The 23,274-nt window shown below is 33.5% G+C and carries 23 protein-coding genes; 21 read left to right on the forward strand and 2 right to left on the reverse strand.

What is annotated here, in order from left to right:
• Nucleotides 1-109 precede the first annotated feature (109 nt).
• From FJR48_RS07930 to FJR48_RS08000, 15 genes are all read left to right on the forward strand, one after another.
• Nucleotides 110-562 (forward strand): MarR family winged helix-turn-helix transcriptional regulator, encoded by a 453-nt coding sequence (locus FJR48_RS07930; RefSeq protein WP_152307611.1) that lies wholly within the window; start codon nt 110-112, stop codon nt 560-562.
• Between the two features lie 42 nt (nt 563-604).
• Nucleotides 605-1,171, forward strand: coding sequence for a YceI family protein (locus FJR48_RS07935; RefSeq protein ID WP_152307612.1), 567 nt, complete (start codon nt 605-607; stop codon nt 1,169-1,171).
• 129 nt (nt 1,172-1,300) lie between these two features.
• Nucleotides 1,301-1,858 (forward strand): LemA family protein, encoded by a 558-nt coding sequence (locus FJR48_RS07940; RefSeq protein ID WP_152307613.1) that lies wholly within the window; start codon nt 1,301-1,303, stop codon nt 1,856-1,858.
• Nucleotides 1,859-1,867: 9 nt separating this feature from the next.
• Nucleotides 1,868-2,830 carry a DUF3137 domain-containing protein gene (locus FJR48_RS07945; RefSeq protein WP_152307614.1) on the forward strand — a complete coding sequence of 321 codons (963 nt, stop codon included), beginning with the start codon at nt 1,868-1,870 and terminating at the stop codon, nt 2,828-2,830.
• A complete protein-coding gene (locus FJR48_RS07950) occupies nt 2,823-3,623 on the forward strand; it encodes an EI24 domain-containing protein (RefSeq protein WP_152307615.1) in 801 nt (266 codons plus the stop codon). The genes FJR48_RS07945 and FJR48_RS07950 overlap by 8 nt, the downstream gene beginning before the upstream one ends.
• On the forward strand, nt 3,601-4,326 hold the full coding sequence (locus FJR48_RS07955) for an outer membrane lipoprotein-sorting protein (RefSeq protein ID WP_152307616.1): 726 nt from the start codon (nt 3,601-3,603) through the stop codon (nt 4,324-4,326). Before FJR48_RS07950 ends, FJR48_RS07955 begins: the two co-directional genes overlap by 23 nt.
• A gap of 8 nt (nt 4,327-4,334) precedes the next feature.
• Nucleotides 4,335-5,546 carry an ABC transporter permease gene (locus tag FJR48_RS07960; RefSeq protein WP_152307617.1) on the forward strand — a complete coding sequence of 404 codons (1,212 nt, stop codon included), beginning with the start codon at nt 4,335-4,337 and terminating at the stop codon, nt 5,544-5,546.
• Nucleotides 5,539-6,750 carry an ABC transporter permease gene (locus FJR48_RS07965; RefSeq protein ID WP_241856037.1) on the forward strand — a complete coding sequence of 404 codons (1,212 nt, stop codon included), beginning with the start codon at nt 5,539-5,541 and terminating at the stop codon, nt 6,748-6,750. Before FJR48_RS07960 ends, FJR48_RS07965 begins: the two co-directional genes overlap by 8 nt.
• Nucleotides 6,747-7,412: an ABC transporter ATP-binding protein gene (locus FJR48_RS07970; RefSeq protein ID WP_152307618.1), complete on the forward strand. Its 666-nt coding sequence runs from the start codon at nt 6,747-6,749 to the stop codon at nt 7,410-7,412. Before FJR48_RS07965 ends, FJR48_RS07970 begins: the two co-directional genes overlap by 4 nt.
• A gap of 3 nt (nt 7,413-7,415) precedes the next feature.
• Nucleotides 7,416-8,567 (forward strand): GGDEF domain-containing protein, encoded by a 1,152-nt coding sequence (locus FJR48_RS07975; protein WP_152307619.1) that lies wholly within the window; start codon nt 7,416-7,418, stop codon nt 8,565-8,567.
• A 1-nt stretch (nt 8,568) separates the two neighbouring features.
• A complete protein-coding gene (locus FJR48_RS07980) occupies nt 8,569-9,648 on the forward strand; it encodes a hypothetical protein (protein ID WP_152307620.1) in 1,080 nt (359 codons plus the stop codon).
• Between the two features lie 13 nt (nt 9,649-9,661).
• Nucleotides 9,662-10,129: a Cys-tRNA(Pro) deacylase gene (gene ybaK / locus FJR48_RS07985; RefSeq protein ID WP_152307621.1), complete on the forward strand. Its 468-nt coding sequence runs from the start codon at nt 9,662-9,664 to the stop codon at nt 10,127-10,129.
• 66 nt (nt 10,130-10,195) lie between these two features.
• Nucleotides 10,196-10,441, forward strand: coding sequence for a type II toxin-antitoxin system Phd/YefM family antitoxin (locus FJR48_RS07990; RefSeq protein ID WP_152307622.1), 246 nt, complete (start codon nt 10,196-10,198; stop codon nt 10,439-10,441).
• Nucleotides 10,435-10,704, forward strand: a complete 270-nt coding sequence (locus FJR48_RS07995; RefSeq protein ID WP_152307623.1) for a Txe/YoeB family addiction module toxin — start codon at nt 10,435-10,437, stop codon at nt 10,702-10,704. The genes FJR48_RS07990 and FJR48_RS07995 overlap by 7 nt, the downstream gene beginning before the upstream one ends.
• Nucleotides 10,705-10,821: 117 nt before the next feature.
• Entirely contained in the window at nt 10,822-12,108 is a 1,287-nt protein-coding gene (locus FJR48_RS08000; RefSeq protein WP_152307624.1) for a sensor domain-containing diguanylate cyclase, read from the forward strand.
• 32 nt (nt 12,109-12,140) lie between these two features.
• Here the strand turns inward: FJR48_RS08000 and FJR48_RS08005 are convergent, their stop codons facing one another.
• Complete coding sequence (locus FJR48_RS08005; protein WP_152307625.1) at nt 12,141-14,231, reverse strand: ATP-dependent helicase; 2,091 nt, start codon at nt 14,229-14,231, stop codon at nt 12,141-12,143.
• A gap of 193 nt (nt 14,232-14,424) precedes the next feature.
• On the opposite strand from FJR48_RS08005, the gene napG reads away from it, so the two are divergent.
• The 6 genes from napG to FJR48_RS08035 all read left to right on the forward strand — a co-directional run bounded on the left by napG (nt 14,425) and on the right by FJR48_RS08035 (nt 22,143).
• Complete coding sequence (gene napG / locus FJR48_RS08010; RefSeq protein ID WP_152307626.1) at nt 14,425-15,237, forward strand: ferredoxin-type protein NapG; 813 nt, start codon at nt 14,425-14,427, stop codon at nt 15,235-15,237.
• Nucleotides 15,230-16,051: a quinol dehydrogenase ferredoxin subunit NapH gene (gene napH, locus FJR48_RS08015; RefSeq protein ID WP_152307627.1), complete on the forward strand. Its 822-nt coding sequence runs from the start codon at nt 15,230-15,232 to the stop codon at nt 16,049-16,051. The genes napG and napH overlap by 8 nt, the downstream gene beginning before the upstream one ends.
• Nucleotides 16,052-16,054: 3 nt before the next feature.
• Nucleotides 16,055-17,002 (forward strand): WD40 repeat domain-containing protein, encoded by a 948-nt coding sequence (locus FJR48_RS08020; RefSeq protein ID WP_152307628.1) that lies wholly within the window; start codon nt 16,055-16,057, stop codon nt 17,000-17,002.
• 71 nt (nt 17,003-17,073) lie between these two features.
• Nucleotides 17,074-17,895 carry a GGDEF domain-containing protein gene (locus tag FJR48_RS08025; RefSeq protein ID WP_152307629.1) on the forward strand — a complete coding sequence of 274 codons (822 nt, stop codon included), beginning with the start codon at nt 17,074-17,076 and terminating at the stop codon, nt 17,893-17,895.
• Between the two features lie 78 nt (nt 17,896-17,973).
• Nucleotides 17,974-20,601, forward strand: a complete 2,628-nt coding sequence (locus FJR48_RS08030) for a valine--tRNA ligase (RefSeq protein WP_152307630.1) — start codon at nt 17,974-17,976, stop codon at nt 20,599-20,601.
• Nucleotides 20,602-20,604: 3 nt separating this feature from the next.
• Entirely contained in the window at nt 20,605-22,143 is a 1,539-nt protein-coding gene (locus FJR48_RS08035) for a SulP family inorganic anion transporter (protein ID WP_152307631.1), read from the forward strand.
• Nucleotides 22,144-22,148: 5 nt separating this feature from the next.
• On the opposite strand, the gene FJR48_RS08040 is transcribed toward FJR48_RS08035, so the two are convergent.
• Nucleotides 22,149-23,264 (reverse strand): methyl-accepting chemotaxis protein, encoded by a 1,116-nt coding sequence (locus FJR48_RS08040; protein ID WP_152307632.1) that lies wholly within the window; start codon nt 23,262-23,264, stop codon nt 22,149-22,151.
• Nucleotides 23,265-23,274: the final 10 nt, after the last annotated feature.

Here is a 23,274-nt window from a genome sequence, read left to right on the forward strand (position 1 = left end):
TATGCAGATTATATAACAACTTTGTGTAGTAAACGTGTTCTTTTTTAAAACTTTTCTTGACATTATTACTAATTAGTAATATACTTTTTTTGAGGGGAGGAGTAGAATTATGAAGGTATATTTAGGAAAAAGTTACGGTTTGATTGCCGATAAATCTATGGCAACATGGATACAGCTTTTAAAAACTTTTAAAAAGATAAGGGCTAAAGAAGCTGTATATATTAAATCATTTGATTTAACCATGAATCAATTTGAAGTTTTAGAGGTGCTTTATCACAGAGGTGATTTAAGTATCGGTGAGATAACTAAACTTACTCTTGGTACACCGGGCAATATAACCGTGGTTATAAAAAATTTAATAAAAAACGGTTATATAAATTCTATTCCCAACCCAAAGGACAAAAGATTTTTTATAATATCTATTACCCAAAAAGGTATAGATGTTATGGACAGGTTGTTTCCGAGTCATGCAAAAAACTTTGAGAACTATTTTGAAGTTTTAAATGATGAGGAGACAGAAACTTTATTCAAATTATTAAGAAAATTACATAAATCTCAGTAATTTTTTTAACAAATAACTAATTAATCTTCTAAAGGATAAAAAATGAGTTTATTAAAATTAGGGATAATTTCTATTTTACTTACAAGCGGCTTGTTTGCAGGGACTTATAATGTTGATATTCATCACTCGAGTGTTGGATTTAAAGTTAAACATATGATGATATCAAACGTAAAAGGCAAGTTTGATAAATTTAACGGAAGTTTTGTTTTCGATGAGAAAACTAAAACCTTAAAATCACTTCAAGGCGAAGTAGAAGCTGCATCCATTAATACAGAAAATCTCAAAAGAGACGATCATTTACGTTCGGATGATTTTTTAGATGTTAAAAAGTATCCAAAGCTTACTCTAAAACTTACAGAAATTAAAGACGATGAAGCAAGTGGAGAATTAACTATTCACGGTATTACAAAAACTGTAAAGTTTGACCTTGAAACAAACGATGTAATTAAAGATCCTTGGGGTAATACAAGAACAGGGCTAACTTTAGAAGCAAAAATTGTTAGACAAGATTTTGGTTTGAAATGGAACAAACTCTTAGAAACCGGCGGTCTTGTAGTAGGAGATGATGTTAAAATCTCGATTGAATTAGAAGGTATTCTTTCTAAATAAATTAAATAGAGTAATGTGTTTTTTTAACTTCATTACTCTTTATCTTCTTTTCCTTTATGACAAATATACAATTAATTTTTTTTAGATAAACTATACTAAATAAAAAGTCACTTGCATAAAGGAATATTTATGTCCACTCCGCTTATAATACTCATAGTTGTTATTCTAGTTCTTGTTTTAATGTATAACTCGCTTGTAAACAAAAAAAATCAAGTAGAAAATATATTTGCTTCAGTCGATATCCAACTTAAAAAGCGTTACGATTTAATTCCAAACTTAGTAGCCTCCGTTAGTAAATATATGGAACATGAAAAGTCCCTTTTAGAGGAAGTTACAAAACTTCGTGCAGATGCAAACAAAGCAAATATTTCTGATGAGAAAAAGATAGAACTAGATGCAAAAATAAGTTCAGCTCTTGGTTCTTTAATGATAGCGGTTGAGAATTATCCGGATTTAAAAGCAAACGAAAACGTAATGCATCTGCAACGCACGCTTAATGAAGTAGAGGAGCAGATATCTGCATCCAGACGTGCATATAACCAAGCCGTAACCGACTACAACAACGCCATAGAGATGATACCTACAAACTTTATGGCAAGTGCAATGAACTACAAAAGAAAACAGGTCTTTGAAATAGTTGAGGCTGAACGTAAAAACGTGGATGTCAAAAAACTTTTTAACAGCTAATATTCAGGTATGAAATCAAAAAGCTTTTTAACCGATTTTTACTACAAGTCTTTATATCCTATCTTAGAGGATTTAGAAAAAGACAGAAAACAACTAAGATACAGAATAATCGTAATAGGCATTATATATACGCTTATTTTTGCTTTAATTCTAATCCCTTTATACAGCTCGATACAAGATGAAGACGTACTGATATTTGGAGCATTCGGATATATTGCACTCGGAGGTATTATCTATAAATTTTTGATAAAAGATTATACAAGCGAGTTTAAAGAAAAAATAATTTCACCACTTATAGATGCACTTGATGAAAATCTGAGTTATCATAAAGACTTGCATATATCAGAACATCTTTTTAGCCGCTCAAAATTATTTTCAAATCCCGACAGACACAGCGGCAATGACTTGGTAAAGGGCGAAATAAAAAACACCAAAATCAGGTTTTCAGACTTTCATGCCGAAAAAAGACATAGAAATTCAAAAGGAAGAGACAGTTGGAGTACGATTTTTAAAGGACTTTTCGTAGTTGCGGAATTTAACAAAAACTTTATAGGTCAAACCGTAGTCCTTCCCGACACCGCACAAAACACATTTGGAGATTTGATAGGTCACTGGCTGCAATCTAAAAATATCGGCAGAGATGAACTTGTTAAAATGGATGATACGGAGTTTGAAAAAAAATTTGTGGTGTATTCGGACGATCAGATAGAAGCAAGGTATATACTCTCACACTCTATTATGAAAAAACTGAGTACATTTGAGAAAAAATTCGGGCATCCACTCTATATTTCTTTTGTCAGAAACCATATACATCTGGCGATTTACTACGATAAAGATATGTTTGAGCCCTCAATATTCCGCTCTCTTTTTGAGTATAAAACAGCCATGGAGTATGTAGATACACTGCATCTGGTGACCGGTATAATAGAAGAATTAAAACTAAACCAACGAATATGGAGCAAAAGTGAATGAACAAAACCTGATTATTAAAAGTGTAAAAGATTTTTTAACGCCTAAGATGCTAAAGTATTCACTTCTGCCGATAATAGTTACCATTGTTTTAATGTATATCTTATTCTTTGTTTTGGCAGGTTTGGGTGCGGAGAGTATGAGTCAGATGCATATAGAAGCTCAGCAGACCACTATGCAAAACGGCATCGAGCATACAGATAATTTTGAAGCATATCTTGAAGGTACTGCAATTATGCAGTTTTTTATGAGTTATGCGGCAACTGCGTGGATAGCGACATTTCTCATCTATGCAATAGGCGGATTTTTAACACTGTATGCATCTATATTTATAGCCATAATAGTTATCGGTTTTTTAACGCCGTATGTATTAAAAGAACTTCAAACAAGACACTACCAAGATGTAGAGATGATAGGCTATTCAAATATTGCAACCGCCCTACTTTCTACTCTTAAGTGGGCTGGAGTTATGCTTTTGCTTTTTATACTGCTTATTCCGTTTTATTTTATACCCGTTATAAACTTGATAGCTTTTAATCTTCCGCTTTATTACTTTTTTCACAAGATGTTAAACTATGACATAAGCACAAGCATAAATACAAAAAAAGAAGCCTTGGAGATAGCCTTTAAAAATAAGAATCTGCTTCGCATAAAAACTCTTCTACTATACCTTTTAAGCTTGATACCCTTTGTAATATTTTTCACAACCGTATTTTTTGTAATATACTTAGGTCATACTTACTTTTTAAAAACCAGAGAACTAAGGGGTACAGATGCGTTACCTGATTCTAATTAGTTTGTTTATCAGCTCTATTTTTGCAAACGAAGCAGATGAGATAATAAAAAAACTAGACAATAACTTCCGTGGAGAGAGCATCTATATGCAAATCTCTATGAATATAAAATCTCTAAGACATGAACGCACTATAAAGATGCAAACTTGGGCAAAAGGCAAAGACAAAAGTTTCGTAAAAATCATATATCCTCCGCGTGATAAAGGGATTACCTTTTTAAGTTTGGATAATGAGATGTGGAACTATATCCCTAAAATCGAGCGTACTATAAAAATTCCTCCAAGCATGATGCTACAAAACTGGATGGGAAGCGATATAAGTAACGATGATATGGTAAAACAAAGTTCCATTATAGACGACTATAATGCAAAAATCATAAAAAAACAAGGCGATATAGTTACAATAGAACTAAAAGCAAAAGAAAACGCACCTGTTGTATGGGGTAAGATAATCTCTAAAGTAGATACAAGATACTACGTAAGCACAGAAGATACTTTTTATGATGAGTACGGTGAAAAAATCAGGGTTTTTTCTTATGAGGATGTGAAACAGTACGGAAAATATTATCTGCCTACTATATGGAAGATAAAACCCGTTAATAAAAAAGACAATCTTACGACGATGATAATTGAAGAGGTAAAATATGATAGTAAAATCTCAGATATGTATTTTAGAAAAAGTGCTCTAAAACGCTTTAGCAGATAAGGTTTTTTATGTTTTTTTTAGCTGTAAAAAATATACTTTTTTATAAAGGTCGCTCGATTACCACTTTTATACTTACATATTTTTCAGCTACGCTTTTTATAGTATATGTGGCATTTATGGACGGCTCACATATCTCGATGCTACATAACTCACTTAAAGTATATACGGGCTCAATCCAAATCTATCAAAAAGATTACCGTGACGAGGGCGGATATGATTATTTAATATACGATAATAAAAAGATATTTGACATACTTGACAAAATAGATGATATAAAACACTATAGTTCAAGAATAGAGACCTTTGGGATAGCATCCAGCAAAAACGATTCATCTGCCATGATGTTAACGGGGGTTGATTTTAAAAAAGAGAGTGTTATAAGCGAGCTTAAAAATGCACTTAAAAGCGGTGTTTATGATTCAAAAGTAAACTGTCTTTATATGGGTAGCGATTTGGCTAAACGCTTAGAGGTAAATGTAGGTGATGATGTAAGCTTTGTAGGAAGTGCAATAGACTACTCATTTGCGGCAGATATTTTTAGAGTATGCGGTACTTTTAAAACCGGTATGTATGAGTTTGACAGTTCATCAGCCTTTTTAAACAGGGAGTATTTTGACTCTGTATTTTTTTCTGAAAATACCTCATCATATATAGTTATGAATGTAAAAAACTTACAAAATAACGATGAGATAGCACAAAAGATAAGACCACATTTAGATGCAAATTACAAAGTATATACTTGGCAGGAACTAATGAAGGCTATGGTTGAAGCGATGAAGGTTGATAGCATCTTCGGTTATATATCGATGGGGCTTTTCTTTTTGGTCATATTTTTCGTGATTTTGATATACGGATTTATAAATGCAAGTTCACGCATCAAAGAGTTCGGCGTATTAAAAAGTATAGGTTTAAAAAACTCGGACATTGACAAGCTTTTACTCTATGAGATGCTTATTCTTAGCATCTCTGCTTTAGTAGTTGCCACGTTAAGCGGCGGATATTTGGCTTATTATTTTGAGATAAATCCGATAATAATAGAAGGAATGAGTGAATTATATAAAGATTACGGGATAATCTCTGATGAAATTCCTACAAATTTTAGTATATTTACAATTACATGGAATGTTTTGCTTATACTTTTTTTGAATATACTAAGCGTGATATACCCGATATATTATATAAGGGGTTTTAACCCTATAGAGGCTATGCGTCATGTATAAAATTGTATTTTTATTGGCACTGAAAAATGCTTTTTTAAGAAAAATACGTGCAACTCTTTTAATAATAATGATAGCTTTTAGCATGAGTGTGATGCTTAGCATCGAAGGCTTGTATGACGGAATGACTTCGAGTATGATAGACAAGTCTCTAAGAAGCGACAGCGGTGAGGTCACAATATTTGCCAAAAATTACAGACTCAAACAAGATATAAAATACTCAATCAAAAATGCGACAAGTATAAAACAAGATATAGAAAAGATTCAAGGTGTAAAAAATGTAGCCATAAGACTAAAGGTAAGCGGTCTTGCAGGCAGTGCAAAAGCTTCGTATCCGTCTGATTTGATAGCTGTAGATTTTGATGAAGAAGAGAGGTTTGGCGAGTTTGGCAAGTTTATTAAAGAGGGAGACTTAAAGCTTGGCAAAAACGGTTGTGTTATAGGAAAAGAGCTGGCAAAGAACCTAAAACTACGTCTAAATTCAAAAGTTGTTTTTACCTCCAGAGATTCAAAAAACAACATAGTCTCAAAACTCTTTCGCATAAAAGCGATAATTCAAACTACAAATATAAATATAGACAACAAAGCTATTTTAGCACCATTTTCTTCTGTATATAATCATATAGGCGTAGATAAATCTAGTGCTACGCAGATTGCAATCAGAAGCGATAATACCGAGCTTGTAAATATATTAAACAAAAGGTATCCGGATTTGGACGTGCTTAGTTTTTGGCAGTACAATCCGCTTTTAAAACAGATGCAAGATAGTATGTTAATATTTAACTCTATCACTTTCGGGATTGTAATGGGTGTTGTTTTTATAGGTATTTTGGGAGTTATGTATGTATCTATATTGGACAGAATCAGAGAGTTTGGGATAATGCTCGCCGTTGGATACGGTTACAAATATATAAGAAACCAAGTTATCCTTGAAGCATTGGTGCTTGGACTAATCGGCTTTATATTCGGAACTATCTTAAGCATTGTTTTTCTATCCTATTTAGGTACATATGGGCTTGATATGAGTGAGTTCTCAGACGGTTTTGCATCGTTTGGAATGAGCAGTATATTGTATGCAGAGATAAAATTTTCCTACTTTAGTTCAACATTTATTGCAATCGTAGTAGCCTCTGTTTTAAGTGTATTTTTACCGCTGAGAAAAATAAAAAATCTAACTCCTACGGATGTTATAAGGAATAGTCTATGATAAAATTAAAAAATGTAGAAAAATACTTTTACAAGGGTGAAGAACGCGAGGTTCATGCCCTGAAAAATATAAACTTAGAGATTCAAAAAGGAGAATTTTCGGTTCTTACCGGTTCAAGCGGATGTGGCAAGACCACCCTTTTAAATGCCATAGGACTGCTTGATAATATAAGCGAAGGGGAGATTTATCTAAATGATAAAGAGATAGCCCACCTCTCAGATGCACAAAAAACACAGATACGTCTAAACGAGATGGGATTTGTATTTCAGGCATACAACCTTATTCCCGTACTCAGCGTAAAAGAAAACATAGCTTTTATAATGCGCCTTCAAGGTTTTTCTAATTTAGATATCGATAACAGAGTTAATGAATTAGCAGAGATGCTAGAGATAAAAAACAAACTAGACACCCTTCCCTCTCTTCTTAGCGGTGGTCAGCAACAACGTGTAGCGGTAGCACGTGCAGTAGCTACAAAACCTAAAATTATCTTGGCAGATGAGCCCACGGCAAACCTTGATCATAAAAACTCAGAATCACTTATGAATATGATGCGTCAGTTAAACGAAAAAGAGGGAGTGACGATTTTATTTGCATCACATGATGATTATGTAGTAGAATTAGCAAAAAGAGTTATCCATTTAAAAGACGGGAAGATATTATAAACTATGCTCAAACTCACACCTCTTAAAACAAACGAAAAAGTCCAAAGGGAGCAAGTAAGACTTCTTTATTCCCAAGGTTATATTATTCAGATTTTAGGGCTTATATCTTCATTAGTAGTTTTGTTTATCTACTGGGATGTAGTTGAACATACTAAGCTAATAGCATGGTTTATTACTATTGTAATAGTTTATATAATAAGGCTTCGGGATGTAAAAAAATTTCGTAAGCTTTCAGTAAACGAGTTTGATATAAAAAAATGGAAGAACACTTATATTATCTCAACATTTATATCCGGAGTTATTTGGAGTCTGCTTGCTTTATTTTTTGAGAGTTCCTGGCAGGCTACCCACCAAGTTGCTTTATTTATTATATACGTCGGTATCATTGCCGGAGCTTTTAATTCCAATGCAACCGTATTTGTATCATACCTTGCTTTTTACATTCCCCTTACTGCGATGCTTATGTATATGATACTAAATCAAGAAAACGAACTCTCATATCAACTGGCTTTTTTAATAAGCTTATACGCCATACTGATGTATGTAACTGCTATAAAGTACCATAATTTTTTAGTAAATTCGCTTGAACTTCGATTTACGAATGAAAATCTGGTGAAAGATTTAAAATCTGCAAATACAAAACTTACATATTTAGCCGATACGGATGAACTCTCACAAATAGACAACAGACGTTCTATGAACAAGTACCTCTTAAAAGAATGGCAATGGCATTTTGAAAATAAAAAACCGATATCATTGCTGGTTATAGATATAGACTTCTTTAAACTATACAACGATACCTACGGACACAGTATGGGCGATAAGTGTATTTTAGAAGTTGCAAACATTCTTCAAAAGAATATCCGCTCAGATATAGATATGGCTTCAAGGTACGGTGGAGAAGAGTTTGTAGTCATACTACACAATACAGATGAGTTAAAAGCCTTAAATATAGCACAAAGGATACTCCTAGACGTACTCTCAAAACAGATACCGCATTCAAGTTCTGGGATATCTGAGTATCTAACGGTAAGTATAGGTTTAGGAAGCATGATTCCAAGTATGCCTAACAGCCAAATAAAACTTTTTGATTTAGCCGATACAAGACTCTACAAAGCTAAGCAAAACGGACGAAACCAAATAATGTATAACTGATATGAAACTTTTATTTACAATATTTTTTTTAATAAACTCTATCTTATATGCAGAGATAAACTACAAAGTTGAAAACTCAAATATTCAAATAGATGATAAGTATAGCTACAACTACAATCGTCTAAGACTAAATTTTGATTATATTCAAGACAGATATTTTGCAAAAGTTATAGCTGATGGGGTAAACTACTATTCGGATAGTTATACAAACTCTTATGAATTCTACCTTTTATCAAATCAAAAAGCAGACACCCCTCTTTCTGTACAAACAAGTTACAAAGATTACGCTCAAGGAGAGATGTATGCAAAACTATACAGAGCTTATGCGGGATATGAAGACAATAAAAATCTGCTAAGCATCGGTTTGCAAAATATCACTATGGGAGTCGGAAGATTTTGGACGCCCACGAACCTTTTTAATCCTAAAAATATATATGCCATAGAGGTGGATGAGACTTTTGGCGTTATGGCTCTCTCTTATGTGCGACATATTGATGACACGTCCGATATTAACGTTGTAGCATCTATAAAAGAAGACGAAACTTTAAAATATGCCGCAAGATATAAGAGTTTTTTAGATTACGGTGACGCGGCTTTGAGTTTTATATATAGTGACAAAACCAAAATGTTAGGTTATGAACTTGAAGGTAATCTTGGAGATACAGGTGTGGAAATCAGAAGTGAAGGTGCATATATAGAATCAAAACTCTTAGATAAAAAAGTACAGTTCTCTCAAGCTATACTAGGGGCTGATTACGGTTTTGTAAATGGAATAAACATTACCTTTGAGACACTTTATAGCTCTAAAGAGTTTAACAATTTAGAGATGCTTTCAAACCTAAACTCCGAAATACTTCCAAATATGACACTTTCTAAATTTTATGCAGGTGGCAGTATTTCATACACGTTTAACATATTTTTAGACGGCTCGCTAATGTATATAGATAGTTTTGAGGGTGATGAAGAGGCATTTAGCTCGGCTATTTTTAACTATACTTTAAATGATTATAATCTTTTTACCTTTGGATTTATGCACCAAGAGGATAAAACTTTTTATCTAAAATATCAGTTCTCTTTTTAGTAAGGAAAATATTGTGACGCCATCTATCAAACTACTTAAAAAAACTAAAACAAACTACAAAATTCATCAATTTGAACATGATAGTTCATATAATTCATACGGAGTTGAAGCATCCCAAAAACTAGGTGTTGATGAGCAAAGAGTATTTAAAACACTTGTTGTTCAAAGTGATAAAGGGGAATTTATAGTCGGCATCATTCCCGTGTCTTCAAAACTCAGTATGAAATCCCTTGCTAAAGCCGCAGGTATGAAAAAAGTTGCCATGGCTGATACTAAGGACGTAGAAAAAATAACAGGCTATATCATAGGAGGGGTAAGCCCTCTTGGGCAAAAGAAAAGGTTAAAGACTTTTATAGATAAAAGTGCTCAAATATTTGAGACAATCTTTGTAAGTGCAGGAAAAAGAGGTCTTGAAGTTGAACTGGATGCGAAAGATTTACAAGCTCTGTTAAATGCTAAGTTTGAAAATATTATATCATAAGTTACTTCTTGACAAAAACGTACGTAATATAGTACAATATATAAAATTAACCTAAAGGGATTGTGTATGACTAGAGTTATGTCGGTAAGCCAAGTAAGATCAGACATATATAATGTTATGGATGAAACAGCACAAACACATGAGCCTGTACTTATAACAGGAAAAAGAAATAATGTCGTAATGATATCCCAAGAGGACTGGAATGCTATAGAGGAAACATTACACTTAAGTTCAATTCCTAACTTTGTATCTTCTGTTCAAGAATCTATGCAAGAAGATGATAGTGAATTTAGTGAAAGCATTGAATGGTAGAGTATAAAATACTTTACAGTAAATATGTTCAAAAAGATGCAAAAAAGCTCTCCGCTGCCAAGCTAGATAAAAAAGCTAAAGAGTTAATAGAAATCTTAGAAAAAGACCCTCTTCAAAACCCTCCACCATATGAAAAACTGGTAGGTAATTTAAATGGAACATACTCAAGAAGGATAAATATACAACATAGACTTGTTTATGAGATAAAAGAAGATGCCAAGATTGTTAGAATATTAAGAATGTGGTCACACTATGGGGAATAACTAAAATGAAAAGTACTATATAAATGGCAACTTTCTTTTTAAATAGATTTAAGTTATGCTTAGATAGTATTCTATTTATTAAATATTATAATATTGATTATAACTAAAGGTAAAGTAATGGATTATGATTTTAGAGGTCTTTTTCAAGAAGATGAAACCCTATTTGACCAGTTTATTGAAAAATATACATCATATATATTGTCAAATATTACTGAAGAAAAAGAACCTATGCAAATGGATTGCTATAAACAGATCATAAATATTATCCAAAAAGATTTTAATCAAAAAGATATGATTGAACTTTTTGAAAAACTTACAAGGTATCAAATTCATCAAGAAGTACCGTACATTATCATTATTAATGAAATTAATTCTTTACAGTCTTTACTTATTAAACATATTAATGAATCAGTTCTAAGTAGTAAAATTATTGATTTTTTTAACCTTTTTAACACTATAGATGATAAAGTAGCAACAATATATTTGAATGAATATGTTCATAAATTAAAATCTGTTAACAATATACGTATTGCTTCTTTGTCTGACCTGATGGATAGAAACATGCTTAACCACTATGAATCCCACTTATTGTGGTTGTCATCATTAGCAGATTCTATTTACAAAGAAGATGAAGATAACTTTCCTGAAGTAGATCCCAAAAAGTGCGATTTTGGAAAATGGCTTCAAAATGATGCAAAAGCTATAATTCAAAACAATTCTAAACAAACTGTAATTCATAATTTACATGATAATTTACATCTCTTTGCAAAAAAAATTAAAAATAATATTCCCTTGAATGAGCACCATAGTATTATTACCTATCTTGAAAAGTGTGAAATGCTTTCTCTTAGTATTGGGACTGAACTTGCACTTATAGATAACATATTAATGAACCATAAAGTTTTGAAAGACCACCTAACAGGTGCACTTAACCGTCAAAGTCTTAAAAATATTTTTAAAAACCAATATGAACTTGCAGTTGCTACAAGTAATCCTTTTGTTATAGCTATGTGTGATTTAGACCACTTCAAAAAACTTAACGATAATCATGGACATTTATGTGGAGACAAAATTCTTACACACTTTGTAAATGTAGTAAATAAAAAGACTCGTAATTCAGATATTATTATACGATTTGGAGGAGAAGAATTTGTAATGATTCTTCCTGCAGTAGATAAAAATATAGCCAACAAAGTATTTAAAGATATTTGCGAAGAGTATTACAAAACTCCTTTTGAGTATGAGGGTAAAAAAGTACAAAATAGTGTAAGTATAGGGTTTGTGGAAATAACTCCTCGAATACACTATAAACCAAGCTTTTTAGACGACTATCTGGCTATGGCAGATCAACAACTATACAGAGCCAAAGACAACGGAAGAAATAGAGTTTGTTATCTTGAATAATAAATGATATAGTAAATTCTATTCATTTACTACTAAGCACCATCTTCATCCAGCTTATCAAGCTCCTTTTGTACCAAGGCTCTATAGTTCTCATCTTTAGCTACTAAACCTGCTTCATATAAGAACTGACTCGCTACAAAGTTAGTCTTTTTTATTTTGTCATACTTTGCATATGAGAGATAAAGTATGTCTTTTGCACGTGTGACCGCTACGTAAAAAAGTCTGCGTTCTTCATCCAGACTTCCGCCACGTTGCATAAGTTTACGATTTGGAAAACGTCCGTCCATCAAATCAATCACATAAACTTCTTTATATTCCAGCCCTTTAGATGCATGCACACTTAAAAGGTTTACACCTTCGCCTTGAGTTAAGTCCGATGAGCCTAAAATCATAGCATTTAAAAATCTTTCATGATTATCATATGGGTGAGATAACTCTTCTAGTAAAAGCATCTTACGTTTTATTTTTGTAAGTGATTCACTCTTTTGTTTTTCATCTACGGTTGAGTCTTTTAAAGTAGCTCTTTTTGTACTTAATACATCGGATATATACCTAAAAAGTTCACTCTCATATATTTTTTTTACAATCGTTTTAGGTTGTTTGATTCCTTTAAGAGCACGAAACAAAACATAAAAGTTATGTAAAAAAGTAGCGGAATCCTTTGTAAGTTTTGGATGCTTAAGCACTGGATTTTTCATAAATTTTGCTTCAAATCCAAGCTTTGCAAATTTCCCTACCGCACCAAGTTCCAAAAAGTCATCAAAAAGTCCCAGTTGATGGTTAAGTTTTCTTTTCTCAAACGGATTGCTCATAGATTCATCAGGTGCATAAAGACCGTGAAAAATACTCCCTGCCCCGACATTTTTTAAAGCTAGATACATCTCTTTTGCCATAGCGCTTCCGATGCCCCGAGCAAATTCAAAAACATGGATAAATGCCATCATATCCGACTCGTTTATCAAAAGAGTATATAAATCGAGTACGGCTTTAACTTCTCGTGCATCAAAAAAGCTTGTACCGCCTTTTCTTTTACACGCTATTCCAAGTTCACGAAGCCCTACTTCTATACCGTCTGCCGTTGAATTATTTCTAAATATTACCGCTATATCTTCATGGGGAGTCATACTATCACGTATCTTTGTAGCTATTGCATGGTACTGGTCAAAAAGTTCATCATATGCCAAAAGTTTTGGATTTTCAAACTCTCCCTTACGAGTAACTTCAAGCTGTTTTGGATAGATGCGTTCATTATGCTCAATTACCTTGGATGCAAGGGATAAAATAAGCGGAGAAGAACGATAGTTTTTAGTAAGTGTATGCACCTTTGCATCTGGAAACTTTTTATTAAACGAGCCGATTATCGTAATGTCCGCACCGTTAAAAGCGTAGATACTCTGGTCATAATCACCGACACAAAAAAGTGAAGGCGGATTCATAGCATCGATAATAGTACCTTGAAGTGCATTAGTATCCTGATACTCATCTACAAGCACCTCTTTATATCCCAGTTCTTTAGTTTTACACATATCTCTAAAATTTAAAAGTAAGTCATTAAAGTTTACAAAACCGTACTCCTGCTTTAGTTTTTCAAACTCATCGACCACGTCTGCATAAATCAAAGCAAAAAGTTCATGTTCTGGATAATTATCGATTATCCAATTCTCAAAATCCTGAGTCAGTTCCGTATTTTGGTAAAAAGAGTAAAGATCATACAAGTAGTTTCCGCCATATGGCTGAACCTCTGCATCTATATTCATAAATGTACGTTTTTCAAAAACACTCCTAAATAGGGTTTTTAATTCACGTTGCTGTTTTAGAACTACTTTTTTATCAAACTTTTTAAGCCATCTGTAGCTAACTGCATGGAATGTTCCCGCATCAATTTTGCCTGCGACATCTTTACCAAAATATTCGGCTACACGTGAGACCATTTCTGCAGCAGCTTTGTTTGTAAACGTCAAAAGCAATATCTCGTTTGGTTTTACACCCGAGTTTAAAAGGTGTGCGATTCTTCCGACAATAGTAGATGTTTTTCCTGTCCCTGCAGATGCTATGATTAAGTTTTGATGATCTTCAGAGCTTGCTGCATTATATTGTTCTTTATTTAGACGTGATAACGGCAAACAATTCCTTTGTTTATTTTTAAGAACGTGATTATACTAGAATAAGCTTCACATCATTTTATTTTTTAATTTACTCAACTAAACTATAACAAAAACTAATACTATATTTATATTTAAGTTTAATCTTTTCAGACTATAATGATAACAGTTTATATATTTGTATTTAAATTCATACTGTATATAGGAGTTTAAAGTGGATAAGCCCAGTAACCCAAATCGGAGGACTTTTTTACAAAATATTCTTCAAGGTATAGGTTATAGTGCATTTGGCGTTATAGCATGGAGTGCTTATCTCTCACAATCACAAGCAAACAATCTTATTTTAAGACCTCCCGGTGCAATTAACGAAAAAGATTTTGTACTTAAATGTATAAGATGCGGTATGTGTGTAGCATCTTGCCCTTTTGATGTACTAAAACTCTCTACTATTTCAGATGAAATATCGATAGGTACTCCTTATTTTGAACCAAGAAAAGAAGCCTGCTATCTTTGTCCGGATGCACCTTGTACGTCAACCTGTCCTACAGATGCACTCGATTTAAATCTTTTAACAAAAGATAATAAGTTAGACATTAACAGTGCGAGAATGGGACTCGCAACTATCAACACAAAGACTTGTCTGGCATATTTGGGATTACAATGCACTATGTGCATCCGTGCCTGTCCACTTGCCGATACGGCAATAGTTTTAAAAAATGAACGCAACCCAAGAACCGATATGCATGCTTTTTTAAAGCCTGTCGTTGAACCCGACCATTGTACCGGATGCGGAATGTGTGAACGTGCATGTCCTACAGAAGTTGCTTCTATAAAGGTGCTTCCTCTTGCTATATCACAAAGTGAGAGAGGCTCGTATTATGTTGTCGGCTGGGAAAAAAAAGATGAACGAAGATTAGAACACGCCCCTTCGGAACTTAAAGTAAAGAGAACAAAAAGAAATGAAAAAAGTGCACTAGATAATGTAAATGACGTAGAAGGGATACTCAAAGGAATTTATGATGAATAATTTTCTATACAGAAATAGATTTCTTATATCAAGAAGATTTACACAAATACTTGTGATGGTTTTATACTTTGGTGCAAATGCATATGGGTGGAGTATAGTAAAGGGTGATTTGAGCTCATCCGTAATATTTGGATTTATTCCTTTGTCCGACCCGTATGTAGTCTTACAGATGTTTTTTGGAGGCGCACTTATATCGGCTGATATACTTCTTGGTGTACTTGTTATTTTATTTGCATACGGAGTTATCGGCGGACGCTTTTTTTGCTCCTGGGTATGCCCTGTAAATATAATAACGGAAACTGCAACATATTTTAGAAAGAAATTTGGACTGCAAGAAAAAGAAAAGGCACTTACATTTAGCCGAAATATTAGATACTGGGTTATCGGGATATCACTTATTTTATCTTTTATTTTTTCAATAGCTGCATTTGATATGATAAGCCCCATAGGGATTGCACACAGAGGAATTATATACGGTTTTGGATTTGGCTGGACTTTTCTTATTGCAATCTTTTTATTTGACCTTTTGTCGCAAAAATACGGCTGGTGCGGACACATCTGCCCACTTGGAGGCTTTAACTCCATAATAGGAAAATATTCTCTTGTAAAAGTTATACATGATAGCGACAAATGTTTTTACTCTATGGCGTGTTTTGATGCTTGCCCCGAAGTTGAAATACTTGATATGGTAGGAATGCGCTCAACTGCAATAACGGGTGCTACTTGTATTAAATGCGGTCAATGTATAGAGTCATGTGTAAATGATGCATTCCATGTCTCCGTGGTCTCTTTGGCAAAACAACTTAAAGGATAGATTATGAAAGTATTATTATTTATAGTTTTATTATTTACTCTAAATATTTTGGCAAAAAATATCACTCCCTACAAGTATGTTAAAGCAAGCGAAGCGGTATCTAACTTTGTAAAAGTCGGCGATATCTTGGTTATAGGTACAGAAGAAGGTATAGTTGACATTTATGATTTGAAAAAGGATAAGCTGATTGATCAGATTATGCTAAGCAAACATAAAAATATACTCGGTGATAATATCCGTTCTCTTGTTGTAAGCGTGGATTATTTAAACGGAAAAATAATATTTGTTATACGTCTGCTCAGTACTTGGCGTGAATTTTACGTATATGAAAATAAAAAACTAACAAGACTAATAGACGAGTCCCAACATATAGCTTTGCAAAAAGTAAAATTTATAGATGAAAACACTGTTTTAATCTCTACAATGGACAATGCTTTTATGCTGTATGATTTAAAAACTAAAAAGTTTTTATATAAAAAACAACTAAATCTTGCCAGTTTTTCCGACTATGCTCTAAGCGAGGATAAAAAGTATTTTTTTACAGCCGATGAAACACCGCAAATAAGCAAAATAGAAGTTAAAACGGGAAAAACTTTAGCTGTGTACAACGAAGCAAATAAAAGAGATATCTTCTCGGTTGATTATAAAAACAAAACACTTATAAGCGGTGGAAAAGATAAGCGTGTTATATTATACAAGTCTCCTTCATCACATAAAATGACAAAAGGAAAATTTTTTGTATATGCGGTTGCTTTAAGTCCGGATGCTTCCAAAGCTGCTTTTGTTAAAAATGAAAATAGTGAAATTTCAGTAATTGACACTACTACACTTCAAGAACTATATCTGTTAAAAGGGCATAAACAAACCATTATAGACATTAACTTTTATAAAAACGATGAACTGATTAGTTCAGATGAAGATAACAGATTGTTTTTTTGGAAATTAGAGTAGATAGTTTTATTAATTTACTTTTATCAGATAGAATTAATAAAAATGATATCAATAGAAAGTGTTACTACAAAATGGATAAAAAAAGCAAACTTTTAAAAATCATTTCGAATGAAACCATAAAAGCTGCACACTCTATGTCCGTAATAACTCCATCGATATATGCTACCCTTTTTGAAGAAAATGCAAAATCACATAACTTCAACTTAGATGACGAAATACAATTATCTCAAGAGCTTATAAGCAATGAATGTAAAAATCTAATCAAAATTAGAGAACAAAACAGTAAAAATGCTATACAACTCAGCAGTTCTACATCCAAGGCTATAGATGCAATAAAACAAAAAGATGAAAATACTCTAAGTGAAGTTTTAAAAGAAACGGAAAAACTTCGCCGTGAGGTGGAACTTTTAAAAGAGAGTATGTATAAAGATGAACTAACCAATGTTTATAATCGCAAATGGATAAACGACAACTTTTTAGAAGATGGTTACAGACTTGCTTCAAAGGGTGTTTTGGCAATAATAGATTTAAACTTTTTTAAAGAGATTAATGATACTTACGGTCATCCAGTGGGTGACAAGGTACTTATATTTATTGCCAATAATCTTAAAAAAACAAAAGGTCATATCGTAAGGTACGGCGGAGATGAGTTTTTAATACTCTTTGATGACAACAGAGGTATAAAAGAAATTTCCGATACAATACATTCTATACATAACTCTATAACTTCCAAAAAGCTAAAAGCCAAAAACGGTGAGTTTAGAATAAGTTTTTCGATAGGTCTCTCCATATTTAAAAAAGGTGATAACCTATCAAATATTATAGAGATTGCCGATAAAGATATGTATGAAAATAAAAAAGATACAAAAAAGAAAATAACAGGCATTCAATAAGCCCATCTAAGCTAATCCTCACATACTTTTAGATATAATCGCGAAATTTTAATACAACAATATTAAGGCTCAAATAATATGTCAAACGGCTACAATCCACAAGAGATAGAAAACAAATACTACCAAATCTGGGAAGACAGAAAATACTTCGAAATTGATGGAAATAAAGATATCCAAAAAGAGGATAAAAATTTTGCAATCATGATGCCCCCGCCTAATGTAACAGGACGTCTGCACATAGGTCATGCACTAACTTTTACTCTTCAAGATATCATTACACGTTACAAACGTATGGATGGATACAAAACTCTATGGCAACCCGGAACTGACCACGCAGGTATTGCTACTCAAAATGTTGTTGAGAAACAACTTTTAGCAGAAGGCACTACAAAAGAAGAGATAGGTCGTGAGGCATTTTTAGAGCGTGCATGGGCGTGGAAAGAAGAATCTGCGGGAATTATGACGGATCAGCTTCGTAAAATGGGTGTATCTCCTGCTTGGGAGCGTGAGCGTTTTACAATGGATACTGGCTTACAAAAATCAGTTAAAGAAGCTTTTGTTCATCTATATAACCAAGGTCTGATTGTTCGCGGAAACTACATGGTTAACTGGTGTACACATGATGGTGCATTGTCTGATATCGAAGTTGAGCACGAAGATACTGACGGAAAATTTTACCACGTAATTTACCCTTTTGCCGATGGAAGCGGACATGTAGAGGTAGCTACAACAAGACCTGAGACATACTTTGGCGATACTGCGGTAATGGTGCATCCGGAAGATGAGCGTTATAAAAATTTAATAGGTAAAAAAATAAAACTGCCACTATTAGAGCGTGAAGTAAGCATAATCGCTGATGAGCATGTAGATATGGAATTTGGAACTGGTGTGGTTAAAGTTACACCTGCACATGACCAAAACGATTACGAAGTTGGAAAACGTCACGACTTAGAATTCATCACTGTATTTGATGAAAAGGGTATTTTAAACGACTATGCAGGTGAGTTTAAAGGTCTGGAGCGTTTAGAGGCTCGTGAGCTAATTGTAAAACGTCTTGAAGAAGAAGGTTTTATGGTTAAGATAGAAGAGCATAAACATCAGGTTGGTCACTGTTACAGATGTAAAAACGTAGTTGAACCGTATATATCTAAACAATGGTTTGTTAGAAACGAAGTAGCTAAGAGTTCTATTGAGAAAACAAACAACGGAGAAGCTAAATTTTTCCCACCGCATTGGATTAACTCTTATAACTCTTGGATGGGAGATTTAAGAGATTGGTGTATATCTCGCCAACTTTGGTGGGGGCATCAGATTCCTGTATTTTATTGTGATGATTGTGACCATGAATGGGCAAGCTTAGAAGATTCAGAAGATACATGTCCAAAATGTGCATCTAAAAAAGTAAGCCAAGACCCTGATGTTTTAGATACTTGGTTTAGTTCTGCTTTATGGCCTTTCTCAACTCTTGGTTGGGGCAATGGCGATACAGAGATGGACAAGCTTTTCAAATCGGATGACTTAAAAGAATTTTATCCAAACGCTCTTTTAATCACAGGATTTGATATTCTTTTCTTCTGGGTAGCTAGAATGATGATGATGGGTGAGTCTTTTATGTGTGAACTTCCGTTTAACCACATCTATCTTCATGCACTTGTTCGTGATGAGAACGGTCAGAAAATGTCCAAATCTAAGGGTAACGTAATCGACCCACTTGATATGGTTAACGAATACTCTGCAGATATTTTACGTTTTACTCTTGCCATAAGTGCCGCTCAAGGGCGTGATATTCGTATGAGTACAAAGAAGCTTGAGCTCAACAAAAACTTTACGAATAAACTTTACAATGCTAGCAAATACTTACAGATGAATGTAGATACTTTCCCTGATTTAGCAGGTTTTTGTTTAAAAACAGACCTTGGTAAATATATGGCATCTCGATTGAACCAAGCTACAAAAGAGGTTCGCGAAGCATTGGAAGAGTACAAGTTCAACGATGCGGCTACTGTTATCTACAGATTTATCTGGAACGAATTTTGTGATTGGGGAATCGAGCTTTCTAAAGCCGACAAAGGTGCAATTACCGAGCTTGGTGCTATCTTTAAAGAGTCCATGAAACTTTTACACCCTTTTATGCCGTTTGTTACAGAGTATCTATACCATGAACTAAGCGGGACAAGTTTAGATGAGGGCGAATCTATTATGATCAAAACGTATCCTCATAAAACTAAAAGACGTAAAGAGGAAGATAAGTTCAACATCATCATGGATGCTATCGTATCGATCCGCCGTGCTAAAGTTTTAGTAGATATGGCTAACCAAAAAATAGATAAAGCTTATGTAAAAGTTGACGGCATCAGTGAAGATGATAAAGAGATGATGAAACCATTTATTATGAAACTTGCAAAAGTTGAGAAAGAGTTAATCTTTACAGATACAAAGATAGAAGATGCAGTAAGTGATATTGCAGATAAATGTGAGACTTTTATTCCAACAGACAGCATCGACCTGACTCCAATCATAAACAAACTTACTAAACAAAATGAAAAGTTAGAAAAAGAGATAGGAAAATTAAACGGAATGCTAAGCAATGAAAAATTTGTTGCAAATGCACCTGAAGACGTTTTAGCTAAAAACCGTGAACTTTTGGCAGATGCAGAATCTAAAAAAGAAAAAGTACAAGAACAACTTAACTCGCTAAAGGCTTAATTTTTGTTTGATATAAAAAAATATGACACGTCAAATGTAAAAAATGACATCCTATCAGGTCTTGTGGTTGCAGTCGCTCTTGTACCTGAAGCAATTGCATTTAGTTTTATAGCAGAAGTAAGCCCGATAGTCGGATTATATACCGCTTTTATATTAGGTCTTATTACAGCACTAATCGGCGGAAAACCGGGAATGATTAGCGGGGCTACAGGAGCTGTAGCTGTTGTACTTGTCGGTCTTAGCCTTGAAGCAAATACAATGTTAAAAGCCTCAGGATTAGTCGGTGAAGAATTAGCTATGGGAGTCCTGCATTACATACTTCTAGCTACTATATTAGCAGGTATTATCCAAATATCAATAGGTCTATTGAAACTAGGTAAATTTATACGTTTAGTTCCTCAACCTGCTATGTATGGATTTGTTAACGGTTTAGCAATTGTTATAGCATCTGCACAGTTTAAGTTTTTTGAAGGTCAGGGGTATAGTATGTATATATTGGTACTTATTACTATGATGATTATGTACTTTATACCTAAGTTTACAAAAGCCGTCCCTTCAGGTTTGGTAGCTATAGTAGCCATAACGATTACTGTTTACTACACTGGAATAAACACTCTTTTAGTAGGTGAACTTACCGATTTGACAAAGTTTGCAGGTCAACTTCCTTCTTTTATAGCTCCTATACATATATTTAACTTTGAAGCAATTTTGATGGTATTGCCATATGCCGTGATTGTAGCACTTGTCGGTTTAATAGAATCTCTGCTAACCTTATCTGTTTTAGATGAGATGAGTGATACGAGAGGAAGTGCAAATAAAGAGTGTATAGCTCAAGGAAGCGGAAACGTAACTTGTGGTCTATTTGGTGGTATGGCAGGTTGTGCCATGATCGGTCAAAGTATTATCAATTATACATCAGGCGGTTTGGGGCGTTTATCATCTTTTACGGCTGCTGTAGGATTACTTATACTTGTCGTATCTTTAACCGATATTTTAAATATTATTCCGGTGGCCGTTTTGGTTGGTATTATGTTTATGGTTAGTATCGGTACATTTGAGTGGTCAAGTTTCTCGCATCTTAAACATATGCCAAGAAGTGATGCATTTGTAATGCTGGTCGTAACTATAATCACGGTTGTAGAAGACTTAGCAGTAGCGGTTATCGCAGGTGTAATAATATCTGCTCTTGTATTTGCCTGGAAACATGCCCGAATATATGCTACTACAAATGTTGAAGCAGACGGAACAAAAGTTTATAAACTCGAAGGTCCTCTATTTTTTGGAAGTGCAACGACATTTGCAGATAACTTTGATATTCCCAATGATCCTCCAAAAGTCGTAATAGATTTTAAAAATACAAGGGTTATGGACAGTTCAGGTGTAGAGGCAATAGATGCTATAACAAAAAAATATGAAGATACGGGTAGAAACCTGCTTTTACGTCACCTTAGTAAAGATTGTAAAGCTATTTTAAAACAAGCAGGTCCTCACTGCTCTTATGAAGAAGACGATCCTACGTATAAAGTAGCTTATAATTATTAAACTCTCTATTTTGTTAGAGAGTTTAATATACCGATAATTTCATCCATTTTATCATTTATATTGTTTATCTCCTCAGAGACATCATTTATTTCTTCAGCATTGCTGACTAATGCAGTTGAACTATCAGATATAGACTGAATAAGTACATTTGTCGTAGCAGAAGTTTCTGATAAACTTTTTTGTGTACGTTCGGCAAGTTTTCTTACTTCATCTGCAACGACTGCAAAACCACGACCGTGCTCACCTGCACGAGCTGCTTCTATAGCAGCATTTAAAGCTAGTAGATTTGTCTGATCTGCAATATCGCCTATAGTAGCTAGTATCTCTTTTGTTTCATTTGCATTTCCAACCAATGTTTCAAGATTCCCGACCATTTCATTTTCATTATCAGATACACTATGTACTCTATTTACAGTTTCTCCAATCATATTTTTCAACTCTATAATGGTTGTATTTGTAATATTATCTATAGTAGTATTTAACTTATTTGACGTCTCTAAAATATGGTTTTTACTCTCTTCATTTTCCCTCTCCATATTTTGAAGCGCTTCACCTAGTAAGTTTATGTTATTTAATAAATCAGCCATTTTTGCTTCAACGTGAATTTCACTTCTAGCCGTGAAATCACCTTCTGCAAACTTTTTCAATGTAGCTATAGCAATATCTATATTTTCTTCAGATGAATTTATAAGGTTATTCATAGAATTTCTTAACACATGCACATAAGGTGTTTTTGAATCTGCATCAACTCTGCAAGAGTAATGACCTTTTGCTACTTTATCGGCAAGTAATACCATCTCCCCTGCAACTCTTGTATCTTCTAAAACAGAGTTTTGGTAACTTGTTACGATTGTGTTGAAATTTCTTTCTGCTTGATTAGTTGTATTTTCATTTAACTCAATTTTATTTCTTTTAAACTCCATCATATCTATAAGTTCTAATCTTTTTTGGTTTAAGATTTCCGCAGATTTTGTATTTGTTTGTCCAAAAACCGCTATGACAGTACCGAAAGTTATTAAAATTAAAACGGCTTGAATTATGTTTGAATCAATTATAAAAAGAGAGATTACGGATATAGCATATAAAACTGCTATTATTATTTTTTTTTGCATATCATTCATTTTTATTTTC

The organism is Sulfurimonas lithotrophica (assembly GCF_009258225.1).
Lineage (GTDB): Bacteria > Campylobacterota > Campylobacteria > Campylobacterales > Sulfurimonadaceae > Sulfurimonas > Sulfurimonas lithotrophica.

What these genes read in the sequence shown, in the direction of transcription:
- napH (WP_152307627.1), top strand. Translation starts at nt 15,230, where the DNA reads ATGAATAATTTTCTATACAGAAATAGATTTCTTATATCAAGAAGATTT.
- FJR48_RS07970 (WP_152307618.1), top strand. Translation starts at nt 6,747, where the DNA reads ATGATAAAATTAAAAAATGTAGAAAAATACTTTTACAAGGGTGAAGAA.
- FJR48_RS07995 (WP_152307623.1), top strand. Translation starts at nt 10,435, where the DNA reads ATGGTAGAGTATAAAATACTTTACAGTAAATATGTTCAAAAAGATGCA.
- FJR48_RS08025 (WP_152307629.1), top strand. Translation starts at nt 17,074, where the DNA reads ATGGATAAAAAAAGCAAACTTTTAAAAATCATTTCGAATGAAACCATA.
- FJR48_RS07935 (WP_152307612.1), top strand. Translation starts at nt 605, where the DNA reads ATGAGTTTATTAAAATTAGGGATAATTTCTATTTTACTTACAAGCGGC.
- FJR48_RS08000 (WP_152307624.1), top strand. Translation starts at nt 10,822, where the DNA reads ATGGATTATGATTTTAGAGGTCTTTTTCAAGAAGATGAAACCCTATTT.
- FJR48_RS07965 (WP_241856037.1), top strand. Translation starts at nt 5,539, where the DNA reads ATGTATAAAATTGTATTTTTATTGGCACTGAAAAATGCTTTTTTAAGA.
- FJR48_RS07975 (WP_152307619.1), top strand. Translation starts at nt 7,416, where the DNA reads ATGCTCAAACTCACACCTCTTAAAACAAACGAAAAAGTCCAAAGGGAG.
- FJR48_RS07930 (WP_152307611.1), top strand. Translation starts at nt 110, where the DNA reads ATGAAGGTATATTTAGGAAAAAGTTACGGTTTGATTGCCGATAAATCT.
- FJR48_RS08020 (WP_152307628.1), top strand. Translation starts at nt 16,055, where the DNA reads ATGAAAGTATTATTATTTATAGTTTTATTATTTACTCTAAATATTTTG.
- FJR48_RS08040 (WP_152307632.1), bottom strand. Translation starts at nt 23,264, where the DNA reads ATGAATGATATGCAAAAAAAAATAATAATAGCAGTTTTATATGCTATA.
- FJR48_RS07945 (WP_152307614.1), top strand. Translation starts at nt 1,868, where the DNA reads ATGAAATCAAAAAGCTTTTTAACCGATTTTTACTACAAGTCTTTATAT.
- FJR48_RS08030 (WP_152307630.1), top strand. Translation starts at nt 17,974, where the DNA reads ATGTCAAACGGCTACAATCCACAAGAGATAGAAAACAAATACTACCAA.
- FJR48_RS07955 (WP_152307616.1), top strand. Translation starts at nt 3,601, where the DNA reads ATGCGTTACCTGATTCTAATTAGTTTGTTTATCAGCTCTATTTTTGCA.
- FJR48_RS07940 (WP_152307613.1), top strand. Translation starts at nt 1,301, where the DNA reads ATGTCCACTCCGCTTATAATACTCATAGTTGTTATTCTAGTTCTTGTT.
- FJR48_RS07990 (WP_152307622.1), top strand. Translation starts at nt 10,196, where the DNA reads ATGACTAGAGTTATGTCGGTAAGCCAAGTAAGATCAGACATATATAAT.
- FJR48_RS07960 (WP_152307617.1), top strand. Translation starts at nt 4,335, where the DNA reads ATGTTTTTTTTAGCTGTAAAAAATATACTTTTTTATAAAGGTCGCTCG.
- FJR48_RS07980 (WP_152307620.1), top strand. Translation starts at nt 8,569, where the DNA reads ATGAAACTTTTATTTACAATATTTTTTTTAATAAACTCTATCTTATAT.